General features: G+C 55.5%; 16 protein-coding genes and 2 pseudogenes. 13 read left to right on the plus strand and 5 right to left on the minus strand.

Annotated elements, in window-relative coordinates; all coding sequences use genetic code 11:
• From G5149_RS01485 to G5149_RS01500, 4 genes are all read left to right on the plus strand, one after another.
• Complete coding sequence (locus tag G5149_RS01485; RefSeq protein ID WP_266133925.1) at positions 1-411, plus strand: MerR family transcriptional regulator; 411 nt, start codon at positions 1-3, stop codon at positions 409-411.
• Positions 412-447: 36 nt separating this feature from the next.
• Positions 448-1,209: a substrate-binding periplasmic protein gene (locus tag G5149_RS01490; RefSeq protein ID WP_421211266.1), complete on the plus strand. Its 762-nt coding sequence runs from the start codon at positions 448-450 to the stop codon at positions 1,207-1,209.
• Positions 1,210-1,261: 52 nt separating this feature from the next.
• Positions 1,262-4,264, plus strand: coding sequence for a DUF748 domain-containing protein (locus G5149_RS01495; RefSeq protein ID WP_421211268.1), 3,003 nt, complete (start codon positions 1,262-1,264; stop codon positions 4,262-4,264).
• A gap of 224 nt (positions 4,265-4,488) precedes the next feature.
• Positions 4,489-5,085 carry an acetate uptake transporter gene (locus G5149_RS01500; protein WP_005345103.1) on the plus strand — a complete coding sequence of 199 codons (597 nt, stop codon included), beginning with the start codon at positions 4,489-4,491 and terminating at the stop codon, positions 5,083-5,085.
• Positions 5,086-5,165: 80 nt separating this feature from the next.
• On the opposite strand, the gene G5149_RS01505 is transcribed toward G5149_RS01500, so the two are convergent.
• Both G5149_RS01505 and G5149_RS01510 read right to left on the minus strand, forming a co-directional pair.
• Positions 5,166-5,930 carry a M90 family metallopeptidase gene (locus G5149_RS01505; RefSeq protein WP_337072334.1) on the minus strand — a complete coding sequence of 255 codons (765 nt, stop codon included), beginning with the start codon at positions 5,928-5,930 and terminating at the stop codon, positions 5,166-5,168.
• 77 nt (positions 5,931-6,007) lie between these two features.
• Positions 6,008-6,445 (minus strand): GNAT family N-acetyltransferase, encoded by a 438-nt coding sequence (locus tag G5149_RS01510; RefSeq protein WP_421211270.1) that lies wholly within the window; start codon positions 6,443-6,445, stop codon positions 6,008-6,010.
• A 348-nt stretch (positions 6,446-6,793) separates the two neighbouring features.
• On the opposite strand from G5149_RS01510, the gene G5149_RS01515 reads away from it, so the two are divergent.
• The 4 genes and pseudogenes from G5149_RS01515 (at position 6,794) to G5149_RS01530 (ending at position 12,891) form a co-directional block, all read left to right on the plus strand.
• Positions 6,794-8,293 carry an alanine/glycine:cation symporter family protein gene (locus tag G5149_RS01515; protein WP_164536693.1) on the plus strand — a complete coding sequence of 500 codons (1,500 nt, stop codon included), beginning with the start codon at positions 6,794-6,796 and terminating at the stop codon, positions 8,291-8,293.
• Positions 8,294-8,583: 290 nt separating this feature from the next.
• Positions 8,584-9,861: pseudogene (locus G5149_RS01520) on the plus strand (replication endonuclease); the annotation flags it as partial.
• Between the two features lie 526 nt (positions 9,862-10,387).
• The gene (locus tag G5149_RS01525; protein ID WP_421211273.1) at positions 10,388-11,830 is read left to right on the plus strand and encodes an AAA family ATPase; all 1,443 of its coding nucleotides are present in this window, start codon (positions 10,388-10,390) and stop codon (positions 11,828-11,830) included.
• 131 nt (positions 11,831-11,961) lie between these two features.
• Positions 11,962-12,891 carry an HNH endonuclease gene (locus G5149_RS01530; protein WP_421211275.1) on the plus strand — a complete coding sequence of 310 codons (930 nt, stop codon included), beginning with the start codon at positions 11,962-11,964 and terminating at the stop codon, positions 12,889-12,891.
• A gap of 189 nt (positions 12,892-13,080) precedes the next feature.
• On the opposite strand, the gene G5149_RS01535 is transcribed toward G5149_RS01530, so the two are convergent.
• The 3 genes and pseudogenes from G5149_RS01535 to G5149_RS01545 all read right to left on the minus strand — a co-directional run bounded on the left by G5149_RS01535 (position 13,081) and on the right by G5149_RS01545 (position 14,751).
• A complete protein-coding gene (locus G5149_RS01535; protein WP_421211458.1) occupies positions 13,081-13,341 on the minus strand; it encodes an ogr/Delta-like zinc finger family protein in 261 nt (86 codons plus the stop codon).
• A gap of 58 nt (positions 13,342-13,399) precedes the next feature.
• Positions 13,400-13,926, minus strand: a pseudogene (locus G5149_RS01540) (phage portal protein); the annotation flags it as partial.
• An 18-nt stretch (positions 13,927-13,944) separates the two neighbouring features.
• A complete protein-coding gene (locus tag G5149_RS01545; RefSeq protein ID WP_337072130.1) occupies positions 13,945-14,751 on the minus strand; it encodes a crotonase/enoyl-CoA hydratase family protein in 807 nt (268 codons plus the stop codon).
• Positions 14,752-14,919: 168 nt separating this feature from the next.
• On the opposite strand from G5149_RS01545, the gene G5149_RS01550 reads away from it, so the two are divergent.
• The 5 genes from G5149_RS01550 (at position 14,920) to G5149_RS01570 (ending at position 21,162) form a co-directional block, all read left to right on the plus strand.
• Positions 14,920-16,707, plus strand: a complete 1,788-nt coding sequence (locus G5149_RS01550) for a putative nucleotidyltransferase substrate binding domain-containing protein (protein ID WP_421211277.1) — start codon at positions 14,920-14,922, stop codon at positions 16,705-16,707.
• Between the two features lie 2 nt (positions 16,708-16,709).
• On the plus strand, positions 16,710-17,336 hold the full coding sequence (locus tag G5149_RS01555) for a 3'-5' exonuclease (RefSeq protein WP_216978633.1): 627 nt from the start codon (positions 16,710-16,712) through the stop codon (positions 17,334-17,336).
• 105 nt (positions 17,337-17,441) lie between these two features.
• A complete protein-coding gene (locus tag G5149_RS01560; RefSeq protein ID WP_040068110.1) occupies positions 17,442-17,753 on the plus strand; it encodes a DUF485 domain-containing protein in 312 nt (103 codons plus the stop codon).
• Complete coding sequence (locus G5149_RS01565) at positions 17,750-19,402, plus strand: cation acetate symporter (protein WP_040068108.1); 1,653 nt, start codon at positions 17,750-17,752, stop codon at positions 19,400-19,402. Before G5149_RS01560 ends, G5149_RS01565 begins: the two co-directional genes overlap by 4 nt.
• Before the next feature lie 167 nt (positions 19,403-19,569).
• Entirely contained in the window at positions 19,570-21,162 is a 1,593-nt protein-coding gene (locus tag G5149_RS01570; protein WP_040068106.1) for an ABC-F family ATPase, read from the plus strand.
• The last annotated feature ends 91 nt before the right edge of the window (positions 21,163-21,253 follow it).

The raw sequence follows: 21,253 nt of genomic DNA on the forward strand, positions 1-21,253 counted from the left end.
ATGTCGCGTTCCCTGTCCGGCAAGGAGATCACCTACAGCATTTCGGAGCTGGCCCACGAGTTCGATGTCACGCCGCGCACCATCCGCTACTACGAGGACGAGGGTCTGCTCACTCCCCAGCGGGAGGGTCAAACCCGCATCTACAGTCATCGGGACAAGATCCGGCTCAAGTTGACCCTGCGCGGCAAACGGCTGGGGTTTAGCCTGGCGGAGATCCGCGAGCTGTTCGAGATGTATGACACCGACCGGTCAAGCAAAACCCAGCTCCACTCCATGATCCAGCTGATCGAGGCAAAACGCGGTGTGCTGCACCAGCAACTGGAAGATATCCAGATGGTGATGGCCGAGCTGGAAGCCGCCGAACAACGCTGTGTTAATTCCCTTAACAGCTTGAAAACCGACACAGATTAACCGAATCTGGGATCATGTCATTACCTTGGTGATCTCATGAAATATTGGTGCTGGTTATTGTTGTTCCTCAGCCTGCCCGGTTGGTGCCATTCCCTCGTCAAAGTTGGTGGCTATCCCTATGCGCCCTTCGTGGTCAAACTCTCAGATGCGCACTATGAAGGGCTGACACTGGATCTTATCGAGCAGCTCAACGCGGTGCAAAAAGAGGTGACCTTCGTCTTTGTCCCCACCTCGGCTGCCAACCGCTACAAAGCGCTTGATATGGGTCGCTTTTCGTTGATGCTGTTTGAAGACAGCAACTGGGGCTGGCAAACGGAGAAACTCAAGATGACTGCGCCTTTTCTCGGTGGTGGCGAAGTCTATGTGGCCCTGAGCAAAGAGGGCCGGGATCAGCGCTTTTTCGATGACCCCTCTCGGCACCACCTTATCGGGGTGACCGGCTACCACTACGGCATCGGCCAGTTCAATGCCGATCCCATCTACCTGCAGCGCAAGCTCAATATCACCCTGGTCAAAGACAATGTCAGCGCCCTGCAAGCACTGCTCAAAGGGCGTGGTGAGGTGGCCATTATCAACGTCTCTTACCTTAACCAGTATCTGCTGGCCCATCCCGACACAGCCAACCAGCTGCTGATCTCGAAAAAATGGGATCAACAGTATCAACACCGCGCCATTCTTCACCCTGCGGCACCCATTACTCCTGCCCAGCTGGAACAATGGCTGGCAGCCCTGCAACAAAAGGGTGAACTGGATCGCCTTTGGACAAAGTACGGCGTACAACAGTACGCAACCCCATGATTACTATCCAGCTTTTCTGTACCATGGTGGGAACCAAATGGGAGTGCACCAAATGAACACTACCGAGCCAGCGTCCCACAAACCCCGCTTTCTGCGCTACCTTGCCTACGCTTTCCTGCTGCTTCTTATCCTGATCACACTGCTGCTGTGGCAGACCCCCCGTCTGATCCAACGCTATCTGCCAGGCTGGCTGGCCGAGCACTACGGCCTGCAACTGACGCTGGGGGAGATTGATGTTGGACTGCGCACCCCTTCTCTTACCCTCGGCGCGACTGCCCTGCTCGATGCCAAACAGCAACCTATCATCCGTTTTGAGCAGCTCTTTATCACCCCCGACCTACAAGCCAGCTGGCAGCAGAAAGGGGTCGTGCTTTCCGCCGTCACCCTGATCAAACCCGTAGTGCTGCTGCAACGGCTGGCAGACAAAAAGGGGGATGTTCGACTCAATCTGACCGATGCGCTGGCGACCGTGCTCACTTCTGCCCCCTCCCCCGAGCCCGAGACAGCCAGCGCCCCGCTACTGGTCGACATCGCCAGCATCGCTGTCACTGATGGGCATGTGCGCTATCAGGATCAACGCAAGGAGAGCGAACCCGGCTGGTTGCCGCCTCTCTATATGGAAAAAGTGACCATCAAGCTCGATAACCTGCGCACCAAGGCAAACCATCCGACTGCCTATCAGCTGAGTGCCGCCATCAACGGCAAAAGCAGCCTCGCCGCTCACGGCAAGCTCGATGTGATGAGCGGCATGGGTCAGGGCAAGGTGAGCCTCAAGCTGGTCGAGCTGAAACCCTTCGCCCCGCTCTGGGCACCCTATCTCAAGCTGGATCTGGCCAAGGGCCACGCTAATGCGGAGGTGGAGTACCAGCTCAAAGAGGGCAAGCAAGGGGTGCAGTGGCAATTGTCCAAAGGCAAGCTGACCCTGGACAACTGGCAGCTTAAAAAACTCAAGGGCGACGAGTTTGCCCGCTTCGGCCAGCTGGCTCTTAGCGATCTGGCTGTCGATGGCCAGAAACAGTCGCTCCAGATCGGCAAGATCACCATGCAACAACCCCTGATCAAGGCCACCCTCAACCCACAGCAGGAGCTGGATCTGGCCGACTTGCTGATTGAACAGGCTCCCGCCAAGCCCGTCAAAGAAGCCTACGCCGCAAACGAGGTGGCCAACAATGCGGCGCCCAAGTCGGCACAAAAAACAAAGGCTGCAGGTAACGGCAAGAAACACAGGGCAGACAAACCCTGGCAGTGGCAGATCAAGCAGATCCTTATCGACAAGGGTGATCTCACCCTCACCGAATCGAGCAGCGGCAAACCGCAGGCACGTCAGATCTCAGGCCTCAAGCTAGCGCTGGGGCCACTGGGCAGCAAGGGGGAGCAACCGAGCAAACTGACTCTGGCCACCCAGTTCAACCAGAGCAGCCCCCTCGCCTTTGATGGCCAACTGACCCTGAGCCCCTTCACCCTAAGCGGCGACATCAACCAGCAGGGGCTGCCCCTGACGCTGGCGCAACCCTATCTGGCTGATCTGGTGCGTATCAAGGTGCAAAACGGGCTGCTGAGCAGCAAGACCCGACTCGATCTCGCCACCACCGCCCAGGGAGATCTCAGCAAGCTGACCCTGCAAGGGGGGCTCGATGTCAACGGGCTCAAAGTGGTCGATCGGGCAGACAATCAACGGCTGCTGGAGTTCAACACCCTGGCCCTCACCGGTCTGACGTACGACGGCATCAGCCAGCAGATGCGGATCAAGGACATTGCCCTTAACAAGCCCTTCGCCCGCATCGAGATCAACGAGGATGGCACCACCAACCTGCAACAGCTGCTGCTGCCACAACCGGCGTCAGCCAAAAGCACTCAAGCGGCGGCAGGCAGCAAGGCTCCCGACTTTCGTTTCACCATCGACCAGCTGCGCACCGAGCAGGGCAACCTGCGCTTTGCCGATCGCAGCCTGAGTCAGGATTTCGTGGCCGATATTGCCTCGCTGGGCGGCCAGAGCCGCCATATCAGCAATATTCCGGGGCAACGCTCCGATCTCGCCTTCAACGGCAAGGTGGATCGCTATGCGCCGGTGACCATTCGTGGCGGCACCAACCTGCTGGTCGCCAACCCGATCCTCGACATCGCGGTGGCCTTCCACAATCTGGAGCTCACCACCTTCACCCCCTACTCGGGCACTTATGCCGGTTATGCCATCGACAAGGGGCAGCTCTCCATGAAGCTGCACTACAAGCTGGAAGGCAACCGACTGGAGGGGGATAACGACATCACCATCAAGAAGCTGCAACTGGGCGAGAAGATCAAGAGCGATCAGGCCAAGGATCTGCCGCTGGGGCTGGCCATCGCCCTGCTGAGCGATGCCAACGGGGTGATACAGATGAACCTCAAGGTGAAGGGAGATCTCGATCAACCGGACTTCAGTATCGGCAATATCTTCTGGGATGTGCTGGGCAACACCCTGAGCAAGGCGATCACCTCCCCCTTCTCCCTGCTCGCCTCGCTGGCCGATGGCACCGACGATCTCGACGAACTTCCCTTCCTGCCGGGGGAGCCCGATCTCACCCCCACCCAGCAGGAGAAACTGGTCAAGCTGGCACAGGCCCTCAAGGAGAGACCCAAGCTCAGCATGAACATTCGCGGCAAGGTCAACTTCAACGAGGAGCGCCCCATCCTGCAACGGCAAAAGCTGGAGCGGGTACTGGCCAAGCTCACCGGCAATCAGGCGGATCTCGACCTGCTGGAACAGGATCCCGCACTGCAAGAGGCGCTGGCCCAAGCCTATGAAGAGCGCTTTGGCGAAGATCTAAATGATCTGGCGGACCGCCTCCATCTGGATGAAGAGAGCGCGGCACTGCGGGCACAAGCAGTGATCCTGCTGCGGGATCAACAGCTCATCACCGCCAAATCCCTGCGCAATCTTGCCATGCGCCGGGCGCAAAATACCAAAGAGTTTCTGGTCGACAACCAGGGGATCGCTCCGGAGCGGCTGTTCGTGCTCGACAGCCAGGTCAAGGAAGAGGACAAGGAAGCCAAAGTGATCCTGACACTGGATCAGTGACGCCGCCGCACTGCGCAAAAGCGTAATAAAAATACACCCCCTCAACTATTTTGACACCTTTTGCTCACCAAACAGCCTGCTTTGGTGAGCGTTTGGCCTCTGATGCAAATAATCACGTAGTTTTTTTACGATTTATCCCCCTTGCCCCCTTGCGGGCGCGCCGCAGCCTGCCTAAAATCGCGCGTCTTTTGTTAACCCCCACCTCTATTTTTGGAGAACGCCACGTGAGCGAAAAATTGGCCAACCCTGCCCCTCTGGGTCTGATGGGTTTCGGTATGACCACCATCCTGCTGAACATCCATAACGCAGGTTTCTTCCCCATCAGCGCCATGATCCTGGCCATGGGCCTGTGCTACGGTGGTCTGGCCCAGATCATCGCCGGCATCATGGAGTACAAGCGTGGCAACACCTTCGGTGTGACCGCCTTCATCTCCTACGGCACCTTCTGGTGGAGCCTGGTGTTCCTGCTGGTGATGCCGACCATGGGTCTGGCCGAAGCCACTCCGCACGCTTACATGGGTTGGTATCTGCTGATGTGGGGCATGTTCACCCTGTTCATGCTGGTTGGCACCGTCAACTACCCGCGCGTGAAGCAGTTCGTGTTCGCTTCCCTGACCGTGTTGTTCTTCCTGCTGGCCGCCCGTGACTTCACCGGCAGCACCCTGATCGGCACCATCGCCGGTTTCGAAGGGATCATCTGTGGTGCCAGCGCCATCTACCTGGCCATGGCCACCGTGATCAACGAGCAGTTCGGCCGCACCGTAATGCCGATCGGCGATCACAAGAAAGCCGCCGCCGTACAGCTGAAAGCCGCTGCCTGATAGGCAAGCCCTCAGATTGTGAAAAAGGCACCCGAGGGTGCCTTTTTGCTATCTCGAATAACCGTTCAACAGATCGGTTATCAGCCAAGTGACCCGGCGTCCCCCTCCCCCGCCAGCAAGCGGGTTGCGGGGAAACGCAGTGCAGGATCCTGACTGAAGAACTGGCTCAGTTGTCGGTATACCGCCGGATAAACCTGCTGCAACCGCAGCGGGTCGGTAAAGAAACACTCGCAGCAGACGGCGAAAAACTCCGCGGGATGTTCAGCAGCATAGGGATCGATGGCCGTCACTTCGTCCCGGTCGAGTTGCTGGCACAGCTCATCGAAGGCGGCCTGAAAGGCCTGTTGCCACTGCTGGCTGCTCATCTGCCCCGGCAACGGCGGCGCACCGTCCGCCTCACCGCCCAGCATATCGAGCTTGTGGGCCAGCTCGTGGATCACCAGATTAAAACCGTCCCAGTCGCCATCTTGCTGCAGTTCGCTCCAGGCCAGCACCAGCGGCCCTTGCGGCCAGGATTCGCCAACGTTCTCCTCTTCAAACTCGCTCACCAGCCCGAACTCATCTTGTACCTCCTGCCTGCGCGTGACAGGTTCGGGAATGATGATGATTTCGTGAAAGCCGCGATACCAGTCAGCCCCAAGATGCAAGATGGGCAGCGCCGCCTGCAGCGCCAGCACCGCCTGTTGACGGCGGCTGAGCTCGACCCCGATCAGGGTCAGGGTCTTGCGCTTGAGCAGCTGTTGCCCCAAGCCGATAAGCGTCGTCTGTTCGGCGTCGCTGAGCCCTTGTAAGATGGGTACAGCCGCCAGCGCCTGACGCCACAATGCCAACTCATCCTCACTCATGGACGTTTGCGGGCGACCACCCAGCCATTTGAACCATCCCAGCACGCCTACTCCTTCTTTATGATGCAAAAAACAGGTTACAGCAGTTTGACGAACCGTTTCGGCCGCTCCAGATAATCCTGCGCCAGATAGAAACGGTGGGCCGCCTCGCGCTTGAGACTGCTGGAGAGCTCCAGCTGGACGCAACCTGCGGCCCGCGCCATCGCTTCGGCGCCCTTGAGCAAGGCTGCGCCCACTCCCGCCCCTCTTGCCCCTTCATCGACAACCAGCGCCGAGATCAGGCCCCACGCTGGTGCAACATGCAGTGGTGCCAGCTTGTGCCACACCAGCACGCCGACCACCTTGTCGCCCTGAGAGGCGAGCAGCACAACGCTCGCGGGATCCGGCGCCAACAGGCGCGCCGTCACGTCAGCGCCTTCGGCAGGATACCCCAATTGGGTGAACAGGTGGGCGATGGCGCTCCCGTCGTCGGCCTCAGGGGGACGGATCGTCAACGTCTCAGAATCATTTTTCATTGTTGGCCTCATGTTTGCTTTCCATTGTGTTACGCCCGTCACATTGTCTGGCGCAGATCAACAAGGAGGATCTCATCTTTACTCATAGAAAACGCTGCCTGCCATTATCCCCCCACCCTTGTCAATTCACAAATTTGCAACAAGGCAACATTTTTCGCTGGGAAGCACCGATACAACTCGATATGTTACAAGCCATGCATGGCGCCTGTTTGCGCTCTGCTTAACCCCTCAACCTCGCGCTCATTTGTTAACTGGATTGTTAACAAACAGGGCCAAAAACAGTGACAGAGAGCGAGGCCAAGATCTCGCCAAGACAGCGCCACAAACACAACAAAGGAGTTGTTGTACATGAATGAAATCGTCAATGCCATCAATGGTGTAATCTGGAGCCCTGCGCTCATCTACCTGTGTCTGGGGGTTGGTCTTTACTTCTCCCTGCGTACCCGTTTTTTGCAACTGCGTCATATCAAAGAGATGGTGCGCCTGATGTTTGATGGCAAGAGCACCGATGCCGGTGTCTCCTCATTCCAGGCGCTGGCCATGACCCTGGCCGGTCGTGTGGGGACCGGTAACATCGCCGGTGTGGCCACCGCCATCACCTTCGGTGGCCCGGGCGCCCTGTTCTGGATGTGGATGGTCGCCTTCCTCGGCGCCAGCTCCGCCTTCGTGGAGTCCACCCTGGGTCAGGTTTACAAAGAGAAGATCAACGGTGAATACCGCGGTGGCCCAGCCTTCTATATCGAGAAAGGGCTTGGCATGAAGTGGTACGCCTGGACCTTCGCCATCGCCACCGTCTTCGCCTGCGGCGTGCTGCTGCCAGGCGTGCAGGCCAACTCCATCGGCTCCAGCCTGCAGACCGCCTTTAATATCGATCCGAACGTCACCGCCGCCGGTCTGGCGCTGCTGCTCGGCTTTATTATCTTCGGCGGCGTCAAGCGTATCGCCAGCTTCGCCAGTACCGTGGTGCCCTTTATGGCGCTGGGCTACATCATCGTGGCTTGCGTCATCATCGCCCTCAATATCGGCCAGCTGCCGGGCGTGATCCTGCTGATCTGGAAGAGCGCCTTCGGTCTGGATGCCGGTTTCGGTGCCATTCTGGGTCTAGCCATCATGTGGGGGGTAAAACGCGGGGTCTACTCCAACGAAGCCGGTCAGGGTACCGGGCCGCACGCCTCCTCTGCTGCGGCAGTGAGTCACCCGGCGAAGCAGGGTCTGGTGCAGGCGTTCTCCGTCTATATCGACACCCTGTTCGTCTGCTCCGCCACCGGCTTTATGCTGCTGATCACCGGTCTCTATAACGTACAAGGGCCAGACGGCGCCGCCATCTACACGGGTATTGCCGGTATCGCAGCAGGCCCGGGCTATGTGCAGACCGCCATGGAGAGCATGATGCCGGGCTTTGGCAGCATTTTCGTGGCCATCGCGCTGTTCTTCTTCGCGTTCACCACCATCGTTGCCTACTACTACATCGCCGAAACCAACATCGCCTACATCAACCGCAAGATAAATCGCCCCTGGCTCACCTTCTTGCTGAAGATTGCGCTGATGGCTGCCACCGTCTACGGCACCGTCAAGACGGCGGATCTGGCCTGGGGCATGGGTGATATCGGGGTCGGCCTGATGGCCTGGCTCAACATCATCGCCATTCTGCTGCTGCAAAAGACCGCCTTCACCTGTCTGAAGGATTATGAAGCGCAGCAGGCACTAGGGATTGACCCCGTATTCCACCCGGAGAAGCTCGGCATCAAGAACGCCGATTACTGGGTGGGCAAACGCTCCGAAGAGAACCTGGAGCGGGAGAAATCAGGCCATCAGTTCGAGCCGGATCAGGATCGCAAGACCTCCTGAACCAGAACGACATAAGACATCAATAAAAAATGGCAGCCTCGGCTGCCATTTTTTATTTAATTAATTTCAAAAAGTTATATTCAAACCAAGGAGTTAAGTGCCACACAAGGGGACACTTTGGGACGTGAAAAGACACCAAAATTGGCAAAATGTGGACACTTTTTTCTGCCCATTCCCGGGGGAAATCACGCTGGTTGAAGATGGTTTTCCAACGGGTTAAAGCGGACAGCGTCATTGAGATAATCCGGTGCAAAGTGGGCGTATGTCATCGTCTGATGAAATATCAAGTGGCCGCCCTCAAACGGCGGAACGCCCCCGTTTATGGATTTCGCGTGTGCGAGGCTCACCACGACGGCACCCCGCACTGGCATCTGCTGCTATTTATGCGCCCGGAAGATCGCAACCGGGTGATCGGCATCCTGCAACGCTATGCGCTGACCGATGACCACGAAGAGCTGGTACGGGATATCAAGGGAGCCCCACCCTTTACCGATTTTACTCCCCGCTTTGACTGGAAAGAGATAGACCCGGCCAAGGGCGATGCCGCGGGCTATATCGCCAAATACATTGCCAAGAACATCGACGGCGCCTACCTGGACGACGACGAAGAGGCTGGCACCGCCGCCGATGAGGGCGCCCTGCATGCCGTGGCCTGGGCCAGTTGGTGGGGCATTCGCACCTTCCAGCAGATCGGCGGCGCCCCGGTCGGGGTATGGCGCGAGCTGCGCCGCATCAGCAATGCCAAGAAGAATGCCGAACTGGTTGGCCCACCCAAGCCCGTGCTGCAAGACCCGCGCTTTGAGGCAGCCCGCTTTGCCGCAGATAACGGCATCTTTCGCTGCTACCTGCACGCCATGGGCGGCGCACTGGCCACCCGTGCCGAACACCCCATCAAGCTAGCCCACCTTATTGAGGAGCAAGCAAACAGCTATGGCGAAGACATCAAGCGCCTGATGGGCATTACCTCCGCTCGCCTGGGCATCAAGACCCGCCTGCAAGGGTGGGAAATTGTGCCTGCCGGCACCCATGAAGCCAGGAAAGCCGCAGAGGCTGCAGCGAGGGGGGTTGGGGTTAAGACGGGCGACAGCCCGGCACCTTGGAGCTCTGACAATAACTGTACGCTACCGGATCCTTGTGCCTTCGCAGACTAGGTCATGAGGGAGCAATGGGGGTTATCGCCCTTCTCCATCGACCGTTTGCGGGCTGGTTCCAGCGTAAATACGGACGGTTTCACCCTCTGGCTTGAGAACGGACAAGTGCAGTCGAGCCGCTTGACCCCATCGGGCAATGACGACCCACTTATCGAGCTGGAATGGCTGCGTGCCTTGGTCGGTGTACCAGAACCGGACGAGCAGCCCGACACCGTTCCCCCCTATGATGAGCATTGGCCGACACTGGTGATGGATTGCTACGAGCTGTTCAACACCTGCGGATTTGAGGCATGCCATCAGTGGATCACGGCTTTGCCAAATCCGTATCGGTGTGAGCTCTGGCGCGTGCTTGATAAATTAGACTGGGCAGACCGACATGAAGTGGAAAGTCCATTTTTTGACGAACGGATGAGCTAAGTAGCGTGTGACTAATCTTTTTGCCAAGCTGGAAGACCTACAAGACGAATTGCCCGATACATCTCATACCCACAAACTACTGGTGGCACACCTGCCTGGCGTCTGAAGAGGTGCTTGAGTGGCTGCAACAGCAAGCCATAGCAATGATCGCTGGGTATACCGGCAGGAACGGATAGCCCCCCCGACCTCAAACCATTTCCGGCGGCCAGAAAACCCGCGCGTAAAATGAAACCCCTCTGAATCACATCAGGCAAATAGCCTGCTATCGCCAATCAAGGAACATACAGAATAACCTACTAATTCTTACATACTGCCTGGTTAATGTCGTATAACCCTTTGCCAGAATCCCCACCCATTAAAAAGTTACACAATGAGCATTTAAACACCAGAAGATGCAGCTCATATGACACAAGCAAATAACTGCGAATGTAGCTTTTAAGCACCGCCTCATTTGAAGCTTTTTATGGACAAATGACACAAAATTGTATAAAACTCAAATTATTAGCGCACTACACAGAGAGGCCATATGGAGTTTACAGTATTAGAACGAAATGAAAATTTTCCTAAAAATGCAAAAAATCTTGCATGTTTAAGAATTGATCATTGGAATGATTTTTCGTTCGTTACAATGTTCTACTTATCAGTTTTAGATGAAACAGGCATAGAACATAATATCGGATATATTAAAATTGGCTTTAAAGGTCAGACTACAGAAACACCAACCTACGAAAAGCTAAATAATAACTTCTTAAAACTATCCCCTAACTTCTTTTCTGTAGGTGCGGATATTGATTTTTATAAAAATTTATTTTTACTAGATGAGCAAGTAGCAAAAAATATCTTGGTTTCATTAAATGATGTTGCATTCAACCAGGACATTATAAATAGAGTGAAGGATGAAGAGGTTTTTGGCACTTCGTTACTTAGAGATTCAAGCTTAACTTCAATAAGAGGACAATACGCCAGAATTATTTATGGAAAGCCTGAGCTCACAGATTTTAAGTTTTCATTCATTCGTGATTACATGGATGACACATATCCTATTGAGCTTGATTTTAATGTAGAAGCTGGCTCAACCCCTAGTACAAATATACATGCATTGATTGGCAGGAATGGCTCAGGAAAAACTACCATTCTTAATGGAATGATTGATGCGATAATAAATAAGCAGGACAGTCTTCATCATTTTATTGATAATTTACGACGAAATAAAAGAATATATTCTGACTATTTCAGCAGCCTAATATCAGTTTCATTTAGTGCATTTGACCCTTTCTCTCCACCTAAAGAGCAACCAGACCCAAGCAAAGGAACATGTTATTTTTACATTGGACTCAAGGACCAAAAAAAACCTGATAAACTTCTAACTCTTGCAGAGTTGAGGAGTGATTTTGTCAAATCACTTATTGATTGCTATCGATTAAGTAAGAAGAGAAAGCTGTGGTTCAATGCCATTGAACAATTAGAAACAGATATAAATTTTGAGTCAATGTATTTGTCAGATTTATATGCGGTATTTTTTACCCTAAAGAAATCTCTGAATAACCGCAAACAAGTTGACTCTATCGAATTTAGAGAGCAGTTTCATGACAAAATAATGAACACACTAGAGCATCTAAGTTCTGGTCATGCCATTGTTCTTTTTACTATAACGAAAATAATTTCAAAAATTGAAGAAAAAACGCTTATCATACTCGATGAACCTGAAGGCCATCTCCATCCACCATTACTATCAGCATTTATTCGAACTTTAAGTGAATTACTTTTCGAACAAAATGGTGTGGCAATAATAGCAACTCATTCACCTGTTGTTCTTCAAGAAATACCCAGCACATGCGTATGGAATATTAACCGTGTTGAAGACATTATTGAACCATACCGCCTTGAAATAGAGACGTTTGGGGAAAATGTTGGCGTATTAACTAAAGAGGTTTTTGGTTTAGAAGTCAACAATTCTGGCTATCACTGATTGTTATCTAAATCAGTTTCTCAGAATATGAGCTATCAAGATATACTGACACAGTATAACAATCAACTAGGTATGGAGGCACGATCTGTTTTAAAGTCTATGATAATAAATAAAAGCAAGGCGATTAAAAGATGAAAAAGCTTTCTGAGCCACCATACTGTTTTAAAGATGTTTTAAACAAATGTCTCGATGGCATGAGACGAGAAAAAGATAAGACTGATCTTTTAAAAGCCACAAAGACCCTCATACCTATGGAGAGTCAATATCGTGAGTCTGGAAAAGAAGGAAGTTTATTTGAATTTCCTACATTTGATGACCTTGACATAGATACATCTATAAATCCAGAACTTAACAGGGAAAGACTTGCATATTTATATGCAGGAAATTTAAGGAGCATGAAAAAACCTGCTAGAGAGGTATATAACAAAATAATTTCTTCAGCAAGAAAGCAACGCTGTCCATTTTGTGGAGGACTTGGCACACCAAAAAATATTGATCACTTTTTACCGATAGCTCATTTCCCACAACTGTCTGTGTTACCATTAAATTTAATTCCATCTTGTCGAGATTGCAACATGGGGGAGAAGGGTGATGGTTACGCCACAGAGCATGGTGAGCAGATCCTTCATCCTTATTTAGATAAGGATATTTTTTATACTCGGCAATGGGTTTTTGCCCAGTATTTAATTAGTGATATTTCAGACCCTATAGAGCCCGCAGCAATCATATATATCGCAGCACCTCCACTCGACGGATGGTCCTTAGTAGATGCACAGCGAGCAATTAAGCACTTCTCTGATTTCGATTTGGCTAGCCGATACAGTGATAGAGCTAGTGACCATTTACCAGAGATTATAAGTCAAAGAAACAGCTTCTATAATGATAATAGAACGCTTTTGACTAGGGATGAATTAGAAAAAGAATTTGTAAAAACATTCTTAACACCTGTCATAAATAGTGATTTATTTGAGAACCACTGGAAGAAGGTTATGTATAGATGTTTATCTAAATCACGCTCCTTTTTACAGGGGATAACTGTTGATGTATACACTACGACTTGAAATTGATCCTCTTCAAGTACAGTTTATACATCCACTATGCTACTTACAAATAAGCAGAACACTACAATCTCCCCCCTCATTGAGGGGGACATTCCTAAACGCTTTATATCCTGCTTTATTTCTCCAACAAAATTAGGCCTTACCATTGATAGATTTGTGCTGAAAAACAGCCTATATCCAGCTATGAAGCTACACATTGCTACGTCCACTAAGTCCTCGCAATACCAACTGCCGCCCCTCTGGCGTCAGTGACCCCATCAGACTTAGCACCAGCTGGTTGATGGTCTTTGCTGAGGGGCTTAGGGTATGGGCGAACGACAGTGTGGCCACCCAGCTGTGGCCACACTCAGCGTCGGTGCACTGACAATAGAGATCCGAGACATCATCGCTCAGTCGGTTGGTCTTGGTAATGCGGCCCCGCTGGCCACACACTTTGCAATAAACCCGTATTACGCCCCCTTTTCTATCCAAATCAACAGCCTATCTTGCCACAGCAAACACTGTTTGTTTATACAGTTGAACCGATATTCTCCCGAAAATCGGCCCGCAGGGAGACGGGAGTCCCGCACTGTTGATGGCATCCTGGATAAGCTCACAGAGCAGCAGCACCTCGTTGCGGGCATAAGTGGCATCGTACTTCTCGGGATCCCCGAGCCCTCCCCCGCCATTGGTCGGAATAATGCCGGCCAGCGCCGCCGGAAAGCGGTGGCTGGTCAATACATCCTGGGCGGTGATCCCTTTGATCGCCGCGAACTCGTCCTTGGTGGCGATATCCCCCACCGGAATCAACTTGATGCCATCAGGCTTGCCGTCCGGGATGTTGACGAACATGGAGCGGAAGTTCCCCACCCCCTTGCTGCTCGCAATCATCTCCTTCATCTCCTCCTCGGTGTCATCGTCCATGTTCGGGTCGGTGGCATAGAAGATGAAGCCCATGTGGGCGCCGTTGAGGAAGTATTTGCGCCGAAACAGTGTGGCGTCCTGATTGAGCAGCGCCGACTGCAGGCAACCCAGATAATCGGGCATGCCGTAGATCGCTCGTGCAGCTCGCAGTCAGAGCGGATTGCGGCGCGGCCCGAAGGGCAGTCGCCAGCGAAACAGGCTGTTAAGGGTGGCCCGCCACTGATTGGGTCGCCCCAGGATCTGCTTTTGCAGCCGGGTCTCCTCTTTGAGCATCGCCTCGTCACTGCGGGCCCAGGCCTGGCTGTAGAGCTGCTTGATCCCCGCCAGTGCATCCGGCGACTTGGTGATAAGGGTGCGGGCAAACTCTCGCGCCTCCACCAGCGGATCGGCGCAGACCCGGCTCACCATCCCTAGAGCTTTGGCCTCGATGGCATCGAGCTCGCGCCCGCTCATGGCCAGCTCCATGGCTGTATCCAGCCCCATCAGGTTACGCATGGTGACGCTACCGCTCATGTCGGGGATGATCCCCCACTTGATTTCCATCACCGAGAAGCGGCAATCGGGGGTGCTGAAGCGAAAATCGGCGCCGAGCGCAATCTGCAAGCCACCGCCAAAACAGACTCCCTGGGTCACTGCAATCACCGGCACCGGCAGCTGGTGCCAACCATAGGCAACACGCTGGGCCAGATTGGTCGCCTCGTCCGCCTCGCGCTTGAGAATATCGAGCGCCGCCACTGGCTGCTTGAGCATGGACTTCACATCCAGCCCGGCGCAGAAGGCCCGCCCCTCGCCGTGCAGGATCACCGCCCGCAGCCCCTTGTGCCGGGCGAGCTGCGTCAGCGTCTCGTCGATGGCACTGAACATGGTGCGGTCCAGCGCATTGAGTTTGTCCCCCCGCGTCAGCATCACTTCGGCAATCCCGTCGTGGATCTCGCACTTGACCCTTGGTTTTTCCATCTTCCTTGTCCTCTCCTTGATCCCTGAAACTGACTCACTGGTCATACCACCACGTTATCAGAGTGTGAACAGGCGGTACAGCTGAGACTAAAGTCGGCTGGTCGCCTCCCCCTCCCTTTGTCACACTGGGAGCTGCATGAGTGCCGCAAGCCAGCAGAGGACGCTGTCATGTCAACCCTGTTCAATTTTGCCAGACCACCGTTCGACCGACTGGATGAGGAGGCGCGCGAGCGGCTCTCCCGCCACCTCTCGCTCTGCTATTTTCGGGCCGGGGATCTGCTGCTCAAGGAGGGGGACGAGCCTCCCGGCCTCTATCTCATTATCAAGGGGGCGGTGGAAGAGTCGGCCCCTCACCACCAGTTTGGTGATTACGGGGTCGATGACCTGTTCGATGTGCGCGCCCAGTTTGACGGCCGCTGCCGCCACCGCTTCACCGCGCTGGAAGATAGCCTCTGCCAACTCATTCCTCGCCACACATTTCTGACGCTCTGTGAGCAGGATCCGCAGTTTGCCAGCTACTTCACCGCCAATCTGGCCGAGCGCCAACGCCAGCAGGAACAACGCGAACAACTGGGGCAGAAGAATCTGGCGGAGTTTATCCTGACACGCATCGAACCGGGCCACCTGCAGGCACCGCTTATCGTCGACAGCAAGTTGTCACTGCTGGCGGCGACCGAAGCCATGGTGAGCAAGGGGACCGATTGCCTGCTCTACCCGGCCCACGATGGCTCCCTCACGCTGGCAACCCGCAAGACCTTGCTCCATGCCCTGACCCTCAAGGGATTGCCGCTGACGGCCCCCCTCTCGGTGCTGACCCCCACGCCGCTCATCGGTCTGCCGCTGGAGAGCTATCTGTTTGATGCCCTGCTGCTGATGACCCGCCATCGCATCAAGCGACTGGTGGTGTGGCGCGGCAACGAAGTGGCGGGCATCTTGCAACTGACCCAGGTGCTGGGGCTCTTCTCGACCCACTCCCACGTGCTGACGTTGCGCATCGCCCGTGCCGACAGCCTGCCGGCGCTGGAGGCGGTGGCCCGCGAACAGCAACAATTGACCCGCTCGCTGTTTGCCCAGGGGATCCACACCGCCTTTTTGATGAAGCTCATCGCCACCATCAACGAGCAGCTGATCGCCAAAACCTTTGCGCTGGTGATCCCCCCCGAGGTGCAGGATAAGGTCTGCCTGCTGATGCTGGGTTCGGAGGGGCGCGGCGAGCAGATCCTCAAAACCGATCAGGACAACGCCCTGATCCTGCCAGAAGGGCTGGCATGGCCCACCCAGGCAGCCGATCTGGCCGAATTTAGCGCCCTGCTGGAGCGCCTCGGCTACCCGCTGTGCCCCGGGCTGGTGATGGTGAACAATCCGGCCTGGGTGAAAACAGGTAGCGAGTGGCAAAGCGCCATTGCCAGTGCCTGCACCACGGCAAAAGAGGATGAGCTGCTCTGGCTCGCCACCCTGGCCGATGCTCACCCCATCGCGGGGGATCGACAGCTCCATCTGCCGGTTGCCAGAGCGCTGCGCGAGCAGTTGGCGGACAGGCGGGATCTGCTGGCAGAGATGGTGCGACCGGCGGTGGCCTTTCACGCCCCGCTCACCCTCTTTGGCCGGCTTGAGCAGCGTCCCGAAGGGCTTGATCTCAAGCGGGGCGGCCTGTTCCCGCTGGTGCACGGTATCCGCATGTTGGCCCTTGAGGCAGGCATTCTGGAGACTTCAACCCTGGGGCGTATCGACGCACTGGTGGCCGCCGATCGGCTCAGTGCCGACTATGGCAGCAATCTGGCAGAGGCGTTTCGGCTCTTTATCCGGCTGAGGCTGCGCAGCCAGCTCAAGGGGGGCAATAGTCGGGTGCAGACAAGCGAGCTGAGCCACAGCGAGCGGGATCTGTTGCGTCAGGCGCTGCATCAGGTGAAGAAATTCCAGCAGTGGCTCACCTTGCACTTTCGTCTGAGACAATAGTCATGTTGAGCCGCGCTCGACGCTACTGGTATGGCCGCACGTTCCGAACGGGCGAGTTCGCGCCGCTCTTTGCCACCCCACCGAAAGATGAACAGGTCGCCCTCGATTTCGAGACCACCAGTCTCGATCCCGAGCAGGCCGAGATCGTCTCCATCGGGGCGGTGCGCATTCAGGGCAACCGGCTGCTGACCGGCGAGGCCCTCGCCATCAAAGTACAGCCACCGGCCAGCCTGACCAGCCAATCTGTGGTGATCCACGGTCTGCGCCATCAGGATCTGCAACAGGGGATGGAGCTGGAAGCCGCGCTGCGCCTGCTGCTTCACTTTATCGGCCCCCGTGAACTGGTGGGCTATCACGTAGCCTACGATCTGCGTATTCTCAATCTCGCCTGCCAGAAATTGTGGGGATTGACCCTGCCCCAGCGAGGGATCGAGGTGAGCCAGCTCTATCACGACCACCTCTATCGCCGCTATCCCGATGCGGCTATTGACCTCCATTTGAGTGCCATCTGCAGCCACCTTGAACTCCCATCCCTGCCCGCCCACGATGCCCTTGCCGATGCCACCACGGCCGCGCTTATCTACCTGCGCCTGACCTGCGGCTCGCCGCTCACTTATCCCAAAGTCTAATTGTCGAGAAATAACATTTAATTCACATTTTGCTTACATGAGCAGATTGCCTGCTCGTCGAGGTTACCCCATCCACCGCTGACACTCATGTCATGGAGAACTGCAATGGAACAGCAAAGCTATCTGAGGATCCAGCAAGATCCCAACTTCCAGGAGCTGGTCGCCAAGCGCCAGCGTTTTGCCTGGGCCCTCTCGGCTCTGATGCTGGGACTCTACCTGGCGTTTATTCTGCTCATCGCCTTTGCCCCCGGTTGGCTGGGCACCCCCTTGAGCGAAGGGTCGACCATTACTCGCGGCATTCCTGTCGGGGTAGGATTGATCCTCTCCTCCTTCGTGTTGACCGGCGTCTATGTCTTTCGCGCCAACGGCGAGTTTGATGAACTGAACCAGAAGATCCTCAAAGGGGTGCAATCATGAAAGGCAAGTTGCTGCTGTTGACCTCACTGGCCTCCTCTCCCCTGCTGGCGGCCGATGCAATCTCTGGCGCCGTGGAGCGTCAGCCCCTTAATGTCGCCGCCATCGTGATGTTTCTGGTGTTTGTGGCCGCTACCCTGTTCATCACCTACTGGGCCTCCAAGCGCAACCGCTCGGCTTCCGACTACTATGCGGCCGGTGGCCGTATCACCGGCTTCCAGAACGGTCTGGCCATCGCCGGTGACTATATGTCCGCCGCCTCCTTCCTCGGGATCTCCGCGCTGGTCTACACCTCCGGCTATGACGGCCTCATCTACTCCATCGGCTTTCTGGTGGGCTGGCCCATCATTCTGTTCCTGATCGCCGAACGGCTGCGCAATCTCGGCAAATACACCTTCGCCGATGTCGCCTCATATCGTCTCAAACAGACTGAAGTGCGCACCCTCTCCGCCTGCGGTTCGCTGGTGGTAGTCGCCCTCTACCTGATCGCCCAGATGGTCGGTGCCGGCAAACTGATCGAGCTGCTGTTTGGCCTGCAATACCATGTGGCCGTGGTGCTGGTTGGTATCCTGATGGTGCTCTACGTGCTGTTTGGCGGCATGCTGGCCACCACCTGGGTGCAGATCATCAAGGCAGTGATGCTGCTCTCCGGTGCTAGCTTCATGGCCATCATGGTCATGAAATCGGTCAACTTCGACATCGGCGCCCTGTTTAGTGAAGCGGTCAAAGTGCACGAGAAAGGCTCCGCCATCATGAGCCCGGGCGGGCTGGTCTCCGACCCCATCTCCGCCATCTCGCTCGGTCTGGCATTGATGTTCGGTACCGCCGGCCTGCCCCATATCCTGATGCGCTTCTTCACCGTGAGCGATGCCAAAGAGGCGCGTAAATCGGTGTTCTACGCCACTGGCTTTATCGGTTACTTCTACATTCTCACCTTCATCATCGGTTTTGGCGCCATCCTGCTGGTAAGCACCAATCCGGCCTTCAAGGATGCCACCGGCGCCCTGTTGGGCGGCACCAACATGGCAGCCGTCCACTTGGCTGATGCAGTGGGTGGAAGTCTGTTCCTCGGCTTCATCTCTGCCGTGGCATTTGCCACTATTTTGGCGGTAGTTGCCGGATTGACCCTGGCCGGTGCCTCTGCGGTCTCCCATGACCTCTATGCCAGCGTGTTGAAGAAGGGCAAGGCCAACGAGACCGATGAACTGCGCGTCTCCAAGATGACGACTCTGGTGCTCGGTGTGGTTGCCATTGGTCTGGGGATCCTGTTCGAGAAGCAGAACATCGCCTTCATGGTCGGTCTGGCCTTCTCCATCGCCGCCAGCTGCAACTTCCCGGTGCTGTTCCTCTCCATGTTCTGGTCACGCCTGACCACCCGTGGCGCCGTCTACGGTGGCTGGCTGGGACTGGCGAGCGCAGTGACCCTGATGATCCTGGGTCCGACCGTGTGGGTGAAAGTGCTGGGCCATGCCCAGGCCATCTTCCCCTACGAGTACCCTGCCCTCTTCTCCATGGGGTTGGCCTTCATCGGGATCTGGTTCTTCTCCATCACCGACAGCTCCCAGAACGCCGCCGACGAGCATGCCAAGTTCCTGCCGCAGTTCGTTCGCTCCCAAACCGGGCTGGGGGCCTCTGGCGCTACCTCCCACTAACAGTTCAAATTCATCCTTCCAAGCCGGCTTCGCGCCGGCTTTTTTTATTGCCCATCAATCGGCTGCATGCCCCGCTTGCCCCGATCAAGATCACACTTCTCGCTAAAACTTTCGGGGGATCTGTGCCATAATGCGCGCCATTTGACAGACCAATCGGGACACATACCTTGTTAAGTAGCAACAACATCACCATGCAGTTCGGCGCCAAGCCGCTGTTTGAGAACATCAACGTCAAGTTTGGCGGCGGCAACCGCTATGGCCTTATCGGCGCCAACGGCTGTGGCAAGTCCACCTTTATGAAGATCCTCGGTGGTGATCTGGAGCCCACTGGCGGTAATGTGAGCCTGGATGTCAACGAGCGCATCGGTAAGCTGCGTCAGGATCAGTTCGCCTACGAAGATATGCGCGTACTGGACGTGGTCATGATGGGTCACACCGAGCTGTGGGCGGCTATCGCCGAGCGCGATGCCATCTACGCCAACCTCGAAGCCACCGACGAAGACTATATGAAGGCCGCCGAGCTGGAAGGTCTGGTTGCCGAGTATGACGGCTACACCGCCGAAGCGCGCGCAGGCGAGCTGCTGCTGGGTGTCGGCATTCCCCTTGAGCAGCACAACGGCCCAATGAGCGAAGTGGCCCCAGGCTGGAAACTGCGGGTGCTGCTGGCACAGGCCCTCTTCTCCAACCCTGACATCCTGCTGCTGGACGAACCGACCAACAACCTGGATATCAACACCATTCGCTGGCTGGAGCAGGTGCTCAACGAACGTGAAAGCACCATGATCATCATCTCTCACGACCGTCACTTCCTGAACTCCGTCTGTACCCACATGGCGGATCTGGACTACGGCGAGCTGCGCGTCTACCCGGGCAACTACGACGACTACATGCTTGCCGCCACCCAGGCGCGCGAGCGTCTGCTGGCCGACAACGCCAAGAAGAAGGCCCAGATCGCCGATCTGCAATCCTTCGTCTCCCGTTTCAGCGCCAACGCCTCCAAGTCCCGTCAGGCGACCTCCCGTCTCAAGCAGATCGACAAGATCAAGATTGAGGACGTCAAGGTCTCCAGCCGCCAGAACCCCTTCATCCGCTTCGAGCAGGACAAAAAGCTCTATCGCAACATCCTGGAAGTGGAAGGTGTATCCAAGGGTTATGGCGACGGTCCCCTGTTCAAGGGCCTCAACATGATGATGGAAGTGGGCGAGAAGGTCGCCATTCTGGGTACCAACGGTATCGGTAAATCCACTCTGATCAAGACCCTGGTCGGCGCACTGGCACCGGATACCGGCACCATCAAGTGGTCCGAGAACGCCCAGATCGGTTACTACGCTCAGGATCACGCCGAAGACTTCGACACTGATCTCAACGTGTTCGACTGGATGGCCCAGTGGAAACAGGAGAACGAAGACGAGCAGGCTGTACGCTCCATACTGGGCCGTCTGCTCTTCTCTCAGGACGACATCAAGAAGCCGGTCAAGGTGCTCTCCGGTGGTGAACAGGGTCGCATGCTGTTCGGCAAGCTGATGATGCAGCGCCCCAATATCCTGATCATGGATGAGCCGACCAACCACCTGGACATGGAATCCATCGAATCCTTGAACATGGCACTGGAGCTCTACCAGGGGACCCTGATCTTCGTCTCCCACGACCGCGAGTTCGTCTCCTCTCTGGCGACCCGTATCCTGGAACTGACCGAAGATGGTATCCGCGACTTCGGCGGCACCTACGAGGATTACCTGCGCACTCAGGGTGTGGTGTAACCCCCGCCCTGCAAGCTCGCTATGAAAAACCGGCACTTATTGTGCCGGTTTTTTTATATCTCATGTTTATGGCGACTGATATGGCTTACGG

The sequence above is a fragment of the Aeromonas sp. 600479 genome, from assembly GCF_049175515.1.
In the GTDB taxonomy this organism is placed as follows: domain Bacteria; phylum Pseudomonadota; class Gammaproteobacteria; order Enterobacterales; family Aeromonadaceae; genus Aeromonas; species Aeromonas veronii_A.